General features: G+C 63.8%; 12 protein-coding genes. 6 read left to right on the top strand and 6 right to left on the bottom strand.

Going from position 1 to position 14,660, the window contains the following annotated elements; all coding sequences use genetic code 11:
* The first annotated feature begins 496 nt into the window (after positions 1 to 496).
* From xth to grxD, 3 genes are all read left to right on the top strand, one after another.
* Positions 497 to 1,276: an exodeoxyribonuclease III gene (xth, locus tag ATI53_RS14370; RefSeq protein WP_009503520.1), complete on the top strand. Its 780-nt coding sequence runs from the start codon at positions 497 to 499 to the stop codon at positions 1,274 to 1,276.
* 92 nt (positions 1,277 to 1,368) lie between these two features.
* Positions 1,369 to 1,611, top strand: a complete 243-nt coding sequence (locus ATI53_RS14365) for a BolA/IbaG family iron-sulfur metabolism protein (RefSeq protein ID WP_009503521.1) — start codon at positions 1,369 to 1,371, stop codon at positions 1,609 to 1,611.
* Positions 1,612 to 1,696: 85 nt separating this feature from the next.
* A complete protein-coding gene (grxD, locus tag ATI53_RS14360) occupies positions 1,697 to 2,059 on the top strand; it encodes a Grx4 family monothiol glutaredoxin (RefSeq protein WP_009503522.1) in 363 nt (120 codons plus the stop codon).
* A gap of 96 nt (positions 2,060 to 2,155) precedes the next feature.
* Here the strand turns inward: grxD and ccmE are convergent, their stop codons facing one another.
* From ccmE to ATI53_RS14345, 3 genes are all read right to left on the bottom strand, one after another.
* On the bottom strand, positions 2,156 to 2,605 hold the full coding sequence (gene ccmE, locus ATI53_RS14355; protein ID WP_009503523.1) for a cytochrome c maturation protein CcmE: 450 nt from the start codon (positions 2,603 to 2,605) through the stop codon (positions 2,156 to 2,158).
* Between the two features lie 97 nt (positions 2,606 to 2,702).
* Positions 2,703 to 3,515: a glutamate racemase gene (locus tag ATI53_RS14350; RefSeq protein ID WP_111550687.1), complete on the bottom strand. Its 813-nt coding sequence runs from the start codon at positions 3,513 to 3,515 to the stop codon at positions 2,703 to 2,705.
* Between the two features lie 66 nt (positions 3,516 to 3,581).
* On the bottom strand, positions 3,582 to 7,004 hold the full coding sequence (locus ATI53_RS14345; RefSeq protein WP_111550686.1) for an indolepyruvate ferredoxin oxidoreductase family protein: 3,423 nt from the start codon (positions 7,002 to 7,004) through the stop codon (positions 3,582 to 3,584).
* A 165-nt stretch (positions 7,005 to 7,169) separates the two neighbouring features.
* On the opposite strand from ATI53_RS14345, the gene ATI53_RS14340 reads away from it, so the two are divergent.
* The 3 genes from ATI53_RS14340 (at position 7,170) to purL (ending at position 11,113) form a co-directional block, all read left to right on the top strand.
* Positions 7,170 to 8,075 carry a LysR family transcriptional regulator gene (locus ATI53_RS14340; RefSeq protein WP_009503526.1) on the top strand — a complete coding sequence of 302 codons (906 nt, stop codon included), beginning with the start codon at positions 7,170 to 7,172 and terminating at the stop codon, positions 8,073 to 8,075.
* Positions 8,076 to 8,322: 247 nt separating this feature from the next.
* The gene (locus tag ATI53_RS14335) at positions 8,323 to 8,892 is read left to right on the top strand and encodes a DUF6151 family protein (RefSeq protein ID WP_009503527.1); all 570 of its coding nucleotides are present in this window, start codon (positions 8,323 to 8,325) and stop codon (positions 8,890 to 8,892) included.
* 61 nt (positions 8,893 to 8,953) lie between these two features.
* Positions 8,954 to 11,113 (top strand): phosphoribosylformylglycinamidine synthase subunit PurL, encoded by a 2,160-nt coding sequence (gene purL, locus ATI53_RS14330; protein ID WP_009503528.1) that lies wholly within the window; start codon positions 8,954 to 8,956, stop codon positions 11,111 to 11,113.
* A 112-nt stretch (positions 11,114 to 11,225) separates the two neighbouring features.
* Here purL and ATI53_RS14325 read toward each other — a convergent pair whose 3' ends face one another.
* The 3 genes from ATI53_RS14325 to ATI53_RS14315 all read right to left on the bottom strand — a co-directional run bounded on the left by ATI53_RS14325 (position 11,226) and on the right by ATI53_RS14315 (position 14,654).
* The gene (locus tag ATI53_RS14325; protein ID WP_009503529.1) at positions 11,226 to 12,701 is read right to left on the bottom strand and encodes a carboxypeptidase M32; all 1,476 of its coding nucleotides are present in this window, start codon (positions 12,699 to 12,701) and stop codon (positions 11,226 to 11,228) included.
* A complete protein-coding gene (ctaA, locus tag ATI53_RS14320; RefSeq protein WP_009503530.1) occupies positions 12,698 to 13,843 on the bottom strand; it encodes a heme A synthase in 1,146 nt (381 codons plus the stop codon). Before ctaA ends, ATI53_RS14325 begins: the two co-directional genes overlap by 4 nt.
* Positions 13,844 to 13,910: 67 nt before the next feature.
* The gene (locus ATI53_RS14315; RefSeq protein WP_009503531.1) at positions 13,911 to 14,654 is read right to left on the bottom strand and encodes an RNA methyltransferase; all 744 of its coding nucleotides are present in this window, start codon (positions 14,652 to 14,654) and stop codon (positions 13,911 to 13,913) included.
* Positions 14,655 to 14,660: the final 6 nt, after the last annotated feature.

The raw sequence follows: 14,660 nt of genomic DNA, 5'->3' as shown, positions 1-14,660 counted from the left end.
GTGAAGGCCGAGGTCAGCTCGGCGGGTGCCGCGCAGGAGGTGAAGGCCGAAGTCAGCTCGGCGGGTGCCGCGCAGGACGTCGCCATGTCAAGGCCTTCGCCGGAAAACGCATCAGCGCCGAAAACGTCAACGAATTGTTCAGAAACCACATGCTTGAGTACTGCGGACATTGGGAACCCCTGTTTTTGGTTAGGTCTTTCAAGTGGGTTCAGGGTTTCTTTTTTAACGTGTTTCTTGCAATATGGTTTCTTCCATAGGTTGAATTATACACGAGTTCTCCACATTCGGTAAAACTGCCAGAAGAAGAGCGAAAAAGAAAATTCCGTCTTTCCCACAGGTTGAAATTTTCTGTGGATAAATTTTTGCGACCTGCATTCATGGCAAAATTGGCAAGTCTTACCCAGCGGCAAGTTGCGAATCGCCGCGCCAAAAACCGCACGCCCTTGCCCCTGAGGGCCGCATCGGCGATAGCTTTGGCCGCAGCGCGGAGGGTCCAATGAAGATCGCAACCTTCAACATCAACGGCATCAAGGCCCGCATCGAGGCCCTGACCCAGTGGCTCGACGAGGCGCAGCCCGACGTCGCGCTGCTTCAGGAAATCAAATCCGTCGACGAGGGTTTCCCCCGCGAACACTTCGAAGATCTTGGCTGGCAGGTGGAAACCCACGGTCAGAAAGGGTTCAACGGCGTCGCCATCCTGTCGAAACTGCCGCTAGAGGATGTCACCCGTGGCCTGCCCGGCGACACCGACGACGAACAGGCCCGCTGGATCGAAGCGACGGTCGTGGGGGAACAGGCGGTGCGGCTGTGCGGGCTGTACCTGCCGAACGGAAACCCGGCACCGGGGCCGAAATACGACTACAAGCTGGCCTGGATGCGCCGCCTGGAAACCCGCGCCCGCCTGCTTCTGGCCGACGAGATGCCCGCCATCATGGCCGGGGATTACAACGTCATCCCCCAGGCCGAGGATGCGGCCAAACCCGCCGCCTGGACCGAAGACGCGCTGTACCTGCCCCAAACCCGCGCCGCGTTCCGCCGCATCCTGAACCTTGGCTTCACCGATGCCTTTCGCACGCGCCACCCGGGCGCCGGGCACTACAGCTTCTGGGATTATCAGGCGGGCGCCTGGCAGCGCAACAACGGCATCCGCATCGACCACCTGCTGCTGACGCCGCAGGCCGCCGACCTGCTCGAAGAGGTGGCGATCGACCGCGACATCCGTGGCCGCGACAAGCCATCCGATCATGTCCCGGTCTGGGTCCGTCTGGCCTGCTGACTTTGGCCTGCTGTCTTTGGCTCGCCGCTTGCGTGTCACGCCCGCGATGCTTACATCTGAGCTGAAGAAACAGACAGCGGAGTACCCACGCAATGGCCATCGAAGCGACGGAGATCGAGCAGCTCATCAAGGCTGCCTTCCCCGATGCACGCATCACCATCACCGACCTTGCCGGTGACGGCAATCATTATGCCGCCGAGGTGATCGACGAAAGCTTTCGTGGCCAGAACCGTGTTCAGCAGCAGCGCGCCGTCTACGCGGCGCTCAAGGGCAAGATGGATGGCAACAACGGCGCGCTGCATGCGCTGGCGCTGACCACCAAGGCCCCCGACTGAAATCGGCCCCGGTCCGGGCGACGGCCCGATCCGCCGGCACGACACAAAGCGGCGCGCGTCGCCGCACCTCAAACCGGAGACGGACATGACCGACGCAAAGACAATGATCGAAGAAACGGTGAAAGCCAACGACGTGGTGCTTTTCATGAAAGGCACCAAGACCATGCCGCAATGCGGTTTCTCCAGCCGCGTGGCGGGGGTGCTCAATTACATGGGCGTCGAATTTCACGACGTGAACGTGCTGGCCGATGACGGCATCCGCCAGGGCATCAAGGAATTTTCCGACTGGCCGACGATTCCCCAGCTTTACGTCAAGGGCGAATTCGTCGGCGGCTGCGACATCATCACCGAAATGACGCTGTCGGGCGAGCTCGACAAGTTGTTCGAACAATGCCACGTCGACTACAACAAGGACGCTGCGGACAAGATCCGCGAAGCCAACGTCTAGGCCTTCCTGGCAGCGTCTGAAACCGCTCTCCGCCCTGCGGGGGGTGTTTTTCTATGCCGGGACCGCTGGCGCCCTGTCAGCGAAAGCGCAAGGATCTTAGCTGTTGGGGTCTTCGTAAACGCCCTGCGCCTTCAGCGCGTCGATGACCTCTTTGGGCATGTAGGTTTCATCGTGCTTGGCCAGAATTTCAGAGGCGCGGAACACGCCTTCGATATATCGCCCCGTGCCGACCATGCCTTGGTTCTCGGCGAACAGATCCGGCAGTACCCCGGCAAAGACCACGGGCACGCTTGCCCCGCCGTCGGTCACGAGGAACCGGATCTCGTGTCCATCACCGCGCACAAGCGAACCGGATTGCACAAGGCCGCCGATGCGGAACGTCTCATGCGGCCCGGGGGGCAGCTCGACGACCTGGCTCGGCGAGCGGAAAAAGTTGATTCCGTCCCGCATCGCGTAGCCGATCAGCGCGGTCGACACCGCAAGCGCCACCGCGGCAAGCGCGATGACCTGAATCCGGCGTTGCTTTTTCAGCGACTTGAGCGACATGGCATTTCCCCCTGAGCGGCTGTTGTCGCGTATGGCACATTCACAAGTCAATATAGCTTGGGGCGCACCACGCGTCTGTGACAAAGGTCAATATGCCCTAGGCCGCGCCGAACGTGATCTGGCGTCGCAGAAACCGCGTGGCGTGGCCCGACACCTTGCGCGGATCCCCGGTGGTCATGAACATCGTTTCGGTTCCCGGCCCAAGCATGTCCGGGTGGCGTTTCAGATAATCCGCAAGCGAGTCCGCCACAAGACTGGCCTGCGAATAGACCGCAACACCGGGGCCAAGCGCCTCTTGGAATATCTCTTCCATCAGCGGGTAATGCGTGCAGCCAAGAATCGCCGCCTGTGGCGCCGGCATCTTGCGCATCAAGGCATCGACATGGCTGCGCACCAGCGCTTCGGCCAGGATCATGTCGCCCTCTTCGATGGCGTCGACAAGGCCGCCGCAGGCCTGCGCCTCGACATCGACGCCAATGGCGCGAAACGCCAGTTCGCGCTGAAAGGCACGGCTGCGCACCGTGGCCGGGGTGGCAAACAGCGCCACATGCTGCACGCCCACCTCGCGCGGCGGGGAATTGTCGCCCCACTGACGCCGGGTCATCGCCTCGATCAGCGGCACGAACACCCCCAGCACCCGCTTGTCGCGTGGAAGCCATGTTTCCTGCATGCGGCGCAACGCAGCGGCGCTGGCGGTGTTGCAGGCCAGGATCACCAGATCGCACCCGGCCTCCCACAGGCGTTCGACCGCCCTGGTGGTCAGGTCATAGATGTCATCCGCATCGCGCACGCCATAAGGAGCGTGGGCGCTGTCGGCGAAATAGACGAAGGGCACCTCTGGCAGGCGCTTTTGCGCCTTGTCGAGCACCGTCAGCCCGCCCAACCCCGAATCGAACACACCAACCGCCATGGGCCTGCCTCCTGCCTCGTGTTGAGATCTTTCTTACGGGGCTTCGGGGCGAGAATCCATCGCGACCTATTCCGCCGCTTTCGCGAACGGCACGCCCCCGGCGCGGATCACCGACAGCAGCTCTTCGCGGCGTTTGCCGGCCTCGCGTTCGTTGGCCTCTTTCACTGGGCCGAAGCCGCGAATCTGCAACGGAAGCCGGGCAAGCGCGGTGGCCGCCTCAAGCGTGGCGGGTGTCAGTTTCGACAGAACCTCATCCATGTCGCGCTCGTATTGCGCGATCAGGGCGCGTTCCATCTTGCGTTCCGCCGTACGCCCGAAGGGATCAAGCGGCGTGCCGCGCAGGCCCTTCAGCCTGGCCAGAATGCCAAAGGCCGTCAACATGCCCTTGCCGTAGGTTCTCTTGATTGGGCGTCCGTCCGAGCCGGTTCGGGTCAGAAGGGGTGGTGCCAGGTGGAACTGCATCTCGAATCCGTCTTCGAACGTGTCCCGCGCCTTTTTGCGGGTGTCCAGATGAAGGCGGGCGACTTCGTATTCGTCCTTGTATGACAGCAGCTTGTGATAGCCTTTTGCTGCCGCGTCCCGCAGCCCGGCATCGCTGATGCGGTCCAGCAGCGCACGATAGCGTTTTGCCAGACGCTTGTTTTGATAAGCGGTCAGATGCGCCTCGCGATAGGCGATCTGTTCGGCAAGCGTCCTGGGTTTCTCGGTGGCGTTCGGCGAGGCCAGACCCGCGGCCTCCTGCGGGTACAGCATCGCCCAACGACCGATTTCAAAGGCGCGCAGGTTCTTGTCGACCGCTGCGCCGTTCAGCCGGATCGCGTCCGCGATGGCATCATGAGGCAGCGGCACAAGTCCGCGCTGCCAGGCCGCGCCAAGGATCATCATGTTCGAGAAAATGGAATCTCCCATGGTGATCCGAGCCAGTTCGGTGGCATCGAACAGGGCCAGGCGCTCTTGCATCCGCGCCTCAAGAGACAGCTTCAACCGATCGTTCGCAATGAAAAATTCGGGATCTCGGGTGAATTCCCCGGTGACGATTTCGTGCGCATTGACCACAGCGCCGGTGCGGCCCGTGCGGGTCAGGCCCAGGGTTTTCGATCCGGCGCTGACCACAAGATCGCCGCCGATCAGCGCATCCGCTTCGCCGATGGCGACGCGCACCGCGCTGATGTCTTCCGGTTTTTGCGCAAGGCGCAGGTGGATGTGCACCGCGCCGCCCTTTTGTGCGAGCCCCGCCATTTCCATCATCCCCGCGCCAAGCCCGGCAATCTGCGCCGCCTGCGCCAACACCGCACCGATGGTCACCACGCCGGTGCCGCCGACGCCGGTGATGACCACGTTATGGGTGCCATTGATCGCGGGCAACTGCGGCAACGGCATATCGGGCAGGTCAAGCGCGGCGGTTGCGCCCTTGCGGATCTTTGCCCCTTTCAAGGTTACGAAGGACGGGCAGAACCCCTTGAGACAAGAGAAATCCTTGTTGCAGCTTGACTGGTCAATGGCGCGCTTTCGGCCCAGTTCGGTTTCGACCGGCACGATGGACACACAGTTCGATTGCACGCCGCAATCACCGCAGCCCTCGCAGATATCGGTATTGATGAACACGCGCTTGTCGGGGTCCGGGAACGCACCGCGCTTGCGGCGGCGGCGTTTTTCGGCGGCGCAGGTCTGAATATACAGAATGGCCGAGACACCGGGAATGTCGGCGCAGCGTCTCTGCACGGCATCCATCTCGGATCTCTCATGTTTCTCAATATTTTGCGGGAACAGGCTAAAGTCGATATCTTCCTTTTCGTCATAGACGAGCGACAGGTGCTGTACCCCCATAGCCAACAATTCGCGGGCGATGCGGTCGGCGGTCAGCCCGCCCTCGTTGGGCTGCCCCCCGGTCATGGCAACCGCGTCGTTATACAGGATCTTGTAGGTGATATTGGTGCCCGCAGCCAGGGCGGCACGGATCGCCAGCACCCCGGAGTGGTTGTAGGTTCCATCCCCAAGGTTTTGAAAGACATGGTTTCTTGTGGAAAACGGCGCCTCGCCAATCCAGTTCGCGCCCTCGGCCCCCATATGGGTGAACCCGGTGGTTTCCCGGTCCATCCATTGCACCATGTAGTGACACCCGATGCCCGCATAGGCGCGCGCGCCCTCCGGCAGTTTGGTCGACGAATTGTGCGGGCAGCCCGAACAGAAATACGGCAGGCGGGCCGCGATCTCTGGCGCGTTGTCAGATTTTCGCGCGGTTTCAAGAGATTGCAGGCCGGCCCGGATTCGATCCGTGCCACGCCCTTCGTCGACGAAAATCTGCCCCAGCCGCTCGGCGATCATGATGGGATCCAGCGCGCCCTGCGTCGGAAACAGTTCGGGCCCGTGCATCGACCCGGCACCGCCCCCCCTGTGCCAGCCATAGACCCGGCGGCCGCGGCGGTCGTCAAAGATCGCCTCCTTGACCTGCACCTCGATCAGCTTGCGCTTTTCCTCGACCACGACGATCAGATCCAGCCCTTCGGCCCAGTCGTGAAAGCCGCGCATGTCCAGCGGAAAGGTCTGCCCGACCTTGTAGGTGGTGATGCCAAGGCGCTCGGCCTCGGCCTCGTCAATGCCCAGCAGCGACAGCGCGTGCACGAGGTCGAGCCAGTTCTTGCCGGCCGCCACAAGACCGATCTTGGCCCCCGGCTTGCCCCAGATGCGCTTGTCCATGCGGTTGGCGTGGGAAAACGCCTCGGCGGCGAAGCGTTTGTAGTCGATGACGCGCTTTTCCTGCGCGTGGGGCGTGTCACCCAGTCGGATGTTCAACCCGCCCTCGGGCATGTCGAAATCGGGTACCACAAGCGACATGCGGTCAGGCCGCCCATCGACCACCGCCGTCGCCTCGACCGTGTCCTTCATGGTCTTGAGACCGACCCACACCCCCGCAAAGCGCGACAGCGCCCAGGCATAGACGCCGTAATCCAGTATCTCCTGCACGCCCGCGGGGGACACCACGGGCATATAGGCATCCACCAACGCCCATTCCGATTGATGCAGCACGGTCGAGCTTTCGCCGGTGTGGTCGTCTCCCATTGCCATGATGACGCCGCCGTGTCGCGACGTGCCCGCCATGTTGGCGTGGCGCATCACGTCGCCGGACCGGTCAACGCCCGGCCCCTTGCCGTACCACAGCCCGAAAACGCCGTCATAGCGCCCTTCGCCGCGCAGTTCGGCCTGCTGGGCGCCCCACAGCGCGGTCGCCGCCAGATCTTCGTTCAGACCTTCCTGAAAGCGGATGTCGGCGGCATCGAGGTGTTTCTGCGCCCGGCGCATCTGAAGATCGACCGCCCCCAGGGGCGAGCCGCGATAGCCGGTGCAAAACCCGGCGGTGTTCAGTCCTGCCGCCCGGTCGCGCGCTTTCTGGATCAGCATCAGACGGACCAGCGCCTGGGTGCCATTCAGCAAGACCGGAGACCGCGTGAGGTCGAACCGGTCTTCGAGGGTGATGTCCTGTTTGGCCATATACGCCTCCCTTCGCTCTTATCATGGGCATTTGGCCCCGATATTAGGTCAAAATGACTGACCCTCCTAGGGGTTTTTTCGCCTTTTCCGATGAGCAGGAAAGTGGTGGTTCCCATTTACCCTTTGTGTCGTATACAGGTCGCGCTGGCCGGGATGGATAAAGATATGGACTGGGACAAGCTAAGAATATTTCACGCTGTTGCCGACGCAGGCAGCCTGACACACGCCGGCGATGCTTTGCATCTGTCGCAATCGGCTGTGTCACGCCAGATTCGGGCGCTGGAAGAATCGCTGAACACGACCCTGTTCCATCGTCATGCGCGCGGGCTGATTCTGACCGAACAGGGCGAATTGCTGTTCGATGCCACCGCCAGCATGGTCAAACGCATCGACGCCGCCACCGCGCGCATCCGCGACAGCGAAGAAGAGGTGTTCGGCGAACTCAAGGTCACCACGACCCACGGCTTTGGCGTGCTGTGGCTGGCGCCGCGCCTGACCAAGCTGTACGAGAAATTCCCCGATCTCAAGATCGACCTCATGCTGGAAGAACGCGTGCTTGACCTGCCGATGCGCGAGGCCGACATCGCCATCCGCATGAAAGAACCCAGCCAGGCCGATTTGATCCGCAAGCGCCTGATGTCGATCCGCATGCGTCTTTACGCGTCGCCGGAATATCTTGCCGGCCGGGGCGTGCCCGAAACGCTGGAAGATCTGTCGACGCACAGGCTGATCTGCCAGAGCCCGTCTTCGGCCCAGGTCGCCGCCGGCAAGCTGATGGTTCAGGAAGTGCTGACCTACGACATCCAGACCGCGCTGACGGTGAACAACTACTTCGGCGTGTTGCAGGCGGTGGTGGCAAATCTGGGGATCGGCGTCCTGCCCGATTACATCATTGAGGATTTCCCGTCGATCGTGCGCGTCCTGCCCGAGATCGAAAGCAACGAAGTGCCGGTCTTCCTCGCCTATCCCGAAGAGCTGCGCCATTCCAAGCGCGTCTCGGCATTCCGCGATTTTGTACAGGATGAGATCTTTTCGCACCGCAGGCAGCTTCGCGCGATGGGAGCGGGCTGAACTCTCGCTAAAAGTGTGAGCCATGTGCCACAGTCATGGCGGAAATGCTGCATCTGCGACATCTTGTGGGTTGCGCGACTCAGAACCGATAACATATTTGGCATATGAAGGTTGAAGCGCCCTGCGGCGCATCATCTTCATACCTCCCTGTTGGACTTCGGCCGAGCTTTGTGCTCGGCCTTTTTTTTTGGCGCGCCTGCGAAGTCCCGGCTAGGCTTTCACACATGAGTCCCCACAGGAGGCCCCCATGTCAGATCACCGCGCTCTTGCCTGCCGCTGCGGCACCCTGCGCTGGCGCGTCGCCGATCGGGCGCCGGGCGCGCTGGTGATCTGCCATTGCGCGGATTGCCAGGCGGCAGCGCACGCCCTTGGCGCGGAGGATGCGCTGGATGACGCGGGGGGCACCGCGTTGTTCCAGACCCTGCCCGACCAGATCGAAATCACCGCCGGTGCGGATCGGTTGGCGCTGCTGCGCCTGTCTCCCAAGGGATTGCTGCGCTGGCATGCCGGGTGCTGCGGAACGCCCGTCGCCAACACGTTGCCCAAACCGCTGATGCCCTTTGTCGGCATCGTCGTCCCGCACGGGCGCAAGGATTTCGGCAAGACGCGCGCGCGCGTCTTTACCGAGAGCGCGCGTCGCCCCGTCAAGCAGCACGGGTTCGGCGCGGCAGGCGCGGGGATCATGCTGCGTGCCCTGACCGCCCTGGCGCAGGGGCGGCGCGACACCCCCTTCTTTGGCCCCGACGGCGCACCCGTGCGCGGGGCGCGCATCCTGTCCGCCACCGAACGCAAAACCGGCGCCCGGGTTTTATCCTAGACCTTCCAACGTCCGCGCCCTTGGCGTAAAGAGCGCCTGAACTGGCCAGAGGGACACGGACATGCAGGAACCGGCGATTACCACCGATCTGATCGAGGCGCACGGCATCAAGCCGGATGAATACGCGCGCATCCTGCAAATCCTCGACCGCGAGCCGACGTTCACCGAACTGGGCATCTTTTCGGCGATGTGGAACGAACATTGCTCCTATAAGTCCTCCAAGATCCACCTCAAGGGCCTGCCGACCAGTGGCCCGCAGGTGATCTGCGGCCCCGGCGAGAATGCCGGCGTGGTGGACATCGGCGACGGTCAGGCGGTGGTGTTCAAGATGGAAAGCCACAACCACCCCTCGTATATCGAACCCTATCAGGGCGCGGCCACCGGCGTCGGCGGAATCCTGCGCGACGTGTTCACCATGGGCGCGCGCCCCATCGCGGCGATGAATTCGCTGAGCTTTGGCGACAAGAACCACCCCAAGACCCGCCAGCTGGTGCATGGCGTGATCGAGGGCGTCGGCGGCTATGGCAACTGCTTCGGCGTGCCGACCGTGGGCGGCGAGGTGCGCTTTCACCCCGCCTACAACGGCAACTGCCTGGTCAATGCCTTTGCGGCAGGACTCGCGGACACCGACAAGATCTTTTACTCTGCCGCAAGCGGACTTGGCCGCCCCGTGGTGTATCTGGGCGCGAAAACCGGCCGGGACGGCGTCGGCGGCGCCACCATGGCCAGCGCCGAATTCGACGAAACCATCGAAGCCAAGCGCCCCACGGTGCAGGTCGGTGACCCTTTCACCGAAAAACGCCTGATGGAGGCGACGCTGGAACTGATGCAGACCGGCGCGGTCATTTCCATTCAGGACATGGGCGCGGCAGGCCTGACCTGTTCGGCGGTGGAAATGGGCGACAAGGGCGGCCTTGGCATCCGGCTTGATCTGGAAAAGGTGCCCCAGCGCGAAAAGAACATGACCGCCTATGAAATGATGCTGTCCGAAAGTCAGGAACGCATGCTCATGGTGCTCGACCCCTCCAGGGAGGCCGAGGCGAAGGCCGTGTTCGACAAGTGGGATCTCGATTTCGCCATCGTCGGCGAAACCATCGCCGAGGATCGCTTTGTCGTGGTCCATAACGGCGAGGTCAAAGCCGACATGCCGCTGTCGCGCCTGTCCTCCTCGGCCCCGGAATACGACCGCCCCTGGACCGAACCCGACCCCGCCGCGCCGCTCGAAGACGTCCCCGGCGTCGATCCCATCGACGGGCTCAAGGCGCTGCTGGCCTCGCCGAACTATTGCTCGCGCGAATGGGTCTACGAACAATACGACAGCCAGGTCATGGCCGACACCATGCGCATTCCGGGCTTTGGCGCCGGCGTGATCCGCGTGCATGGCACGGACAAGAAACTGGCCTTCACCTCGGACGTGACTCCGCGCTACGTCAAGGCCAACCCGCTTGAGGGCGGCCGTCAGGCCGTGGCCGAGGCCTATCGCAATCTGACTGCGGTGGGCGCGCTGCCGCTGGCCACCACCGACAACCTCAACTTCGGCAACCCCGAAAAACCCGAAATCATGGGCCAGTTCGTCCAGGCCCTGCGCGGCATCGGCGAAGCCTGCATCGCGCTCGACATGCCCATCGTGTCCGGCAACGTATCGCTTTACAACGAGACCGACGGCACCGGCATCCTGCCCACCCCCACCATCGGCGCCGTGGGCCTGATCGCCGCGGGCGAGGACCCGATCCTGGGCTATGCCCGCGACGGGCACGTCGCGCTGCTGGTCGGCCAACCCGGCAGCCACCTGGGCCAGTCGGCGCTGCTGGCCGAGGTGTTCAACCGCGAAGACGGCGACGCCCCCCACGTCGACCTGAACGAAGAACGCCGCAACGGCGACTTCATCCGCAACAACCGCGCCTGGATCAACTGCTGCACCGATCTCAGCGATGGCGGCCTTGCCATGGCCGCCTTCGAAATGGCCGAAGCCTCGGGCACCGGCATCCATCTCGACACCGGCGACACACCCGAGTTGTTCGGAGAAGATCAGGGCCGCTACCTGATCGCCTGCAACTACGACAGCGCCGAAGCCCTGATGATCGAAGCAGGCAAAGCCGGCGTGACCATCGGCAGCGTGGGCAAATTCACCGGCGACACGGTCAGGCTCGGCACGGCCGAGGCCCCGCTGGCCGAGCTGCAAGCCATCTACAAAACCAGCTTCGGCGCAACATTCTCCTGAACAACACCCCGACCGGAAAACGGCGGCGCCCTTCCGCGCCGCCGCCCTCCTTCATCTTGCCCTTAAACTCCGGGGGGTTCGGGGGGCAGCGCCCCCCCGCGGCTTCAGCCGCCTACAGCCCGTAGAGCGCCCCGAACTTCGCTTCGAGATAGGCCAGCAACGGCCCCTCGTCGGGCGCACGCCCATAGGCCCGCGTGATGACCTCGCGCGGCTCAAACAACCCGCCATGTTGCTGCACATGCCCACGCAGCCAGCCCGTCGCCGCCGACAGGTCCCCCGCTGCCATCTGCGCATCGAGATCCGGCACCGCATCGCGCAACCGCTCGTGCAGACACCCCGCATAGACATTGCCCAGTGTGTAGGTGGCGAAATAGCCGAACAGCCCGGCCGACCAATGCACATCCTGCAGCACGCCGTTGGATGGACGATCCACCGCAAAGCCGAAATCCGCCGCGAAACGGTCATTCCAGGCCGCTTCCAGATCCCCCACAGACAGATCCCCGGAAATCAACGCCCGCTCCAGATCGAACCGCAGCAGCACATGAAGGTTATACTGCACCTCGTCCGCCTCGGTGCGGATGAACCCGTTTTCCAGCCGGTTGACCGCCGCGTAAAACGCCTCCGGCCCGTCCAGCCCCAGATCGCCGAACGCCTCGGTCATCTCGCCATGAAGCCACGCGGTGAATGCGCGCGACCGGCCCAGCTGGTTCTCGTAGATCCGGCTCTGGCTTTCATGCACCCCCATGGACACCCCTTCACCCAGCGGCGTGAACCGATAGGCCGGGCGGATCGCCTGTTCATAAGTCGCGTGGCCAACCTCGTGAATGGTCGTATAGGCACAGTTGAACGGATCGATCTCGCTGGTGCGCGTGGTGATGCGCACGTCATCCCCCGACCCGGAGCTGAACGGATGCACCGCCTTGTCGATCCGCCCGCGCGAGAAATCGTAGCCAAAGACTCCGGCCAGCTTGCGCGACAGCGCCATCTGCGTTTTCGCATCGAACCTGCCGGTCAGCGGCGCGGGCTGCGGGCGCTCCAGACAGGCCTGGCGCAGCGCCACCAAACGGGGCCGAAGCGCGTCGAACATCGCCCCCAGTTGGGCGGCACTGGTTCCCGGCTCGTAATCCTGCAACATCGCATCGTACGGGTCGCCCCCCGCGGCCAGTGCCGCGCCCTCCTCGCGCTTGAGCGCGACGATCTCGGACAGCACCGGCAGGAACGACGCCACATCGTCATCGGCCCGCGCGCGCGCCCAGGCCTGATGCGACCGGCTGGTCAGCCGCGCCAGCGCCGTGGCCAGATCCGCCGGCACCCGCATCGCCCGATCATAGGACCGTCGAATGTGCCGGATCTGGGCACGCGCCTCATCGTCCAGCGTGGCGGGGTCGATCGCGTCCAGCCACGCGCCGATCCGCGGATCGGTGCGGCGGGCGTGCAGAACCGCCTCCATCGCGGCGCCTTCCTCGGCGCGCTGATCCCCGGCCCCCTGGGGCATCACGGTTTCCTGATCCCAGCCAAGCCGCCCCGCCACCTGCGCCAGCGCGCCGGTTTCGCGCTGATGGCGCATCATATCGTCGTAAACGGTCATTTCAGGCGGCCCCTGATGGATTGAACCTTGGGATATTGCGCGCCAAAGCGGGCTCTGACGATCAGCACCCACAACAGCACCGCGCCCAACTGGTGGGTGATCGCGATGTGCAGTTGAGCGCCGTACAGCACCGTCACGATGCCCAGCACAACCTGCACCGTCAGCATCGCCATCACCGCATTGAACCGCAGTCGCGTGTCCGGATTGGGCGATTTGCGCGCCCGCAGCCAGGTCGCGACGCCGAAGGCGAACAGCAGATAGCCCGCCATCCGGTGCATGAACTGCACAAGGCCGGGTTCCTCGAAGAAGTTGCGCCACCAGGGCGCTAGCTGGAACGGCTGAGGCGGAATGAACCCGCCCGCCATCAGCGGCCAATCGGTATAGGAGCGGCCCGCGTCGATCCCCGCCACCAGCGCGCCCAACAGGATCTGCAAAAAGGCGAAATGCATCAGCCCGGTGCCCATGGAAAAAAGCTTGGCCTCGCGCACCCGACGCGCCTGCATCAGCTCTCGCTCGGGCCGCCCAAGGGCAAACACATACCAAGCAATCAGCCCGAAGATGACAAAGGCCAGCCCCAGATGAATGGCCAGCCGATAGGACGCGACATCCAGCATGTCCCCATCCAGCCCCGAAGACACCATCCACCAGCCAATCGCGCCCTGAAGCCCCCCAAGCGCCCCCAGGCCCAGCAGTCGCGGCACCCAGCCCGTCGGAACCTTGCGCGCCACGAGAAATCCGACAAAGCCCACCGCCCAGACCAGGCCAATCACCCGGCCCAGCTGGCGATGTCCCCATTCCCACCAATAGATGCCCTTGAACTCGGCAAGGGTCATCTGGTCGTTCTGCAACTCGAACTCCGGGATCTGGCGATACAGATCGAACTCGGCCTCCCAATCAGCGGCGTTCATCGGTGGCAACGCGCCCGTCAAAGGCTTCCATTCCGTGATCGACAGCCCGGCGTCGGTCAGCCGCGTCAGCCCACCCACCAGGATCATCACCGCCACAAGGGCAAAGATCACCATCAACCAGATGCGGATCGCACCCCGCGCCCCGCCCTGTTTCCGGTCGATCATACCCCCCGCCGGGGCCACCCTGGGCTGTTCGGTTCCGACCTCTTCAAAGAGCTTGCGCTTTTCGGCCATGGATCACCTCATGTCGTCATGTCGCGGCGAACGATAGGGCGTCGCCAGCCCGGTTCAAGCGGCCCGCTCAGCCGCGCTCTTTCCAGCGCACCATCTGTCGCATGATCCCATGCAGCGCCCGCACGTCCTCGCGGGTCAGCGGCATCCGGCTCCACAGATTGCGCAGGGTCAGCTTCATCGACGCCGCCTTGTGGTCGGGAAAAAAGAACCCCGCCGCATCCAGACGTTGTTCGTAATGCTCGGCGAGCTTCTCGACCTCGATCGCGCTCGCCCACTCGGCGCCCGCCATCTCGTCACGCCGCGCGGCGATGGCGGCACTGGCACGGCGCCATTCATAGGAACACAGCAAGACGCATTGCGCCAGGTTCAGCGACGGGAACTCCGGGTTCACCGGCACGGAAATGATGGCGTTGGCCTGGGCGACATCGGCGTTTTCCAGCCCCGCGCGTTCTGGCCCGAACATCACCGCGACCTTGCCGCCGTCGGCCAGCCGCGCCGCCGCCGTGCGCATCGCCTCCTCGGGGGAATAGACCGGCTTGGTCAGGCCGCGGTTCCGGGCGGTCGTCGCAAACACAAGGTCGCAATCGCCGACCGCCCCCGCCACATCCGGCGCCAGCCCGGCCTCGTCCAGCAACCGCCCCGCCCCGGAGGCCATCGCCACCGAAGCCGGGTTGGGCCACCCGTCCCGAGGATTGACAAGCCGCATCCGGTCCAGACCGAAATTCCACATCGCCCGCGCCGCCGCACCGATGTTTTCGCCCATCTGCGGGCGCACAAGCACGAACGCGGGCTGTCTCAGATCGCTGGGCATCGCCCC

The sequence above is a fragment of the Salipiger aestuarii genome, assembly GCF_003259905.1.
GTDB classification, from domain to species: domain Bacteria; phylum Pseudomonadota; class Alphaproteobacteria; order Rhodobacterales; family Rhodobacteraceae; genus Salipiger; species Salipiger aestuarii.
Note: the sequence above shows the minus strand (reverse complement) of the source record. Positions and strands in the feature narration are given on the sequence as shown.

What these genes read in the sequence shown, in the direction of transcription:
- ccmE (WP_009503523.1), bottom strand. Translation starts at nt 2,605, where the DNA reads ATGTCGCTCAAGTCGCTGAAAAAGCAACGCCGGATTCAGGTCATCGCG.
- ATI53_RS14335 (WP_009503527.1), top strand. Translation starts at nt 8,323, where the DNA reads ATGTCAGATCACCGCGCTCTTGCCTGCCGCTGCGGCACCCTGCGCTGG.
- xth (WP_009503520.1), top strand. Translation starts at nt 497, where the DNA reads ATGAAGATCGCAACCTTCAACATCAACGGCATCAAGGCCCGCATCGAG.
- ATI53_RS14315 (WP_009503531.1), bottom strand. Translation starts at nt 14,654, where the DNA reads ATGCCCAGCGATCTGAGACAGCCCGCGTTCGTGCTTGTGCGCCCGCAG.
- ATI53_RS14350 (WP_111550687.1), bottom strand. Translation starts at nt 3,515, where the DNA reads ATGGCGGTTGGTGTGTTCGATTCGGGGTTGGGCGGGCTGACGGTGCTC.
- ctaA (WP_009503530.1), bottom strand. Translation starts at nt 13,843, where the DNA reads ATGGCCGAAAAGCGCAAGCTCTTTGAAGAGGTCGGAACCGAACAGCCC.
- ATI53_RS14345 (WP_111550686.1), bottom strand. Translation starts at nt 7,004, where the DNA reads ATGGCCAAACAGGACATCACCCTCGAAGACCGGTTCGACCTCACGCGG.
- purL (WP_009503528.1), top strand. Translation starts at nt 8,954, where the DNA reads ATGCAGGAACCGGCGATTACCACCGATCTGATCGAGGCGCACGGCATC.
- ATI53_RS14325 (WP_009503529.1), bottom strand. Translation starts at nt 12,701, where the DNA reads ATGACCGTTTACGACGATATGATGCGCCATCAGCGCGAAACCGGCGCG.
- ATI53_RS14340 (WP_009503526.1), top strand. Translation starts at nt 7,170, where the DNA reads ATGGACTGGGACAAGCTAAGAATATTTCACGCTGTTGCCGACGCAGGC.
- grxD (WP_009503522.1), top strand. Translation starts at nt 1,697, where the DNA reads ATGACCGACGCAAAGACAATGATCGAAGAAACGGTGAAAGCCAACGAC.
- ATI53_RS14365 (WP_009503521.1), top strand. Translation starts at nt 1,369, where the DNA reads ATGGCCATCGAAGCGACGGAGATCGAGCAGCTCATCAAGGCTGCCTTC.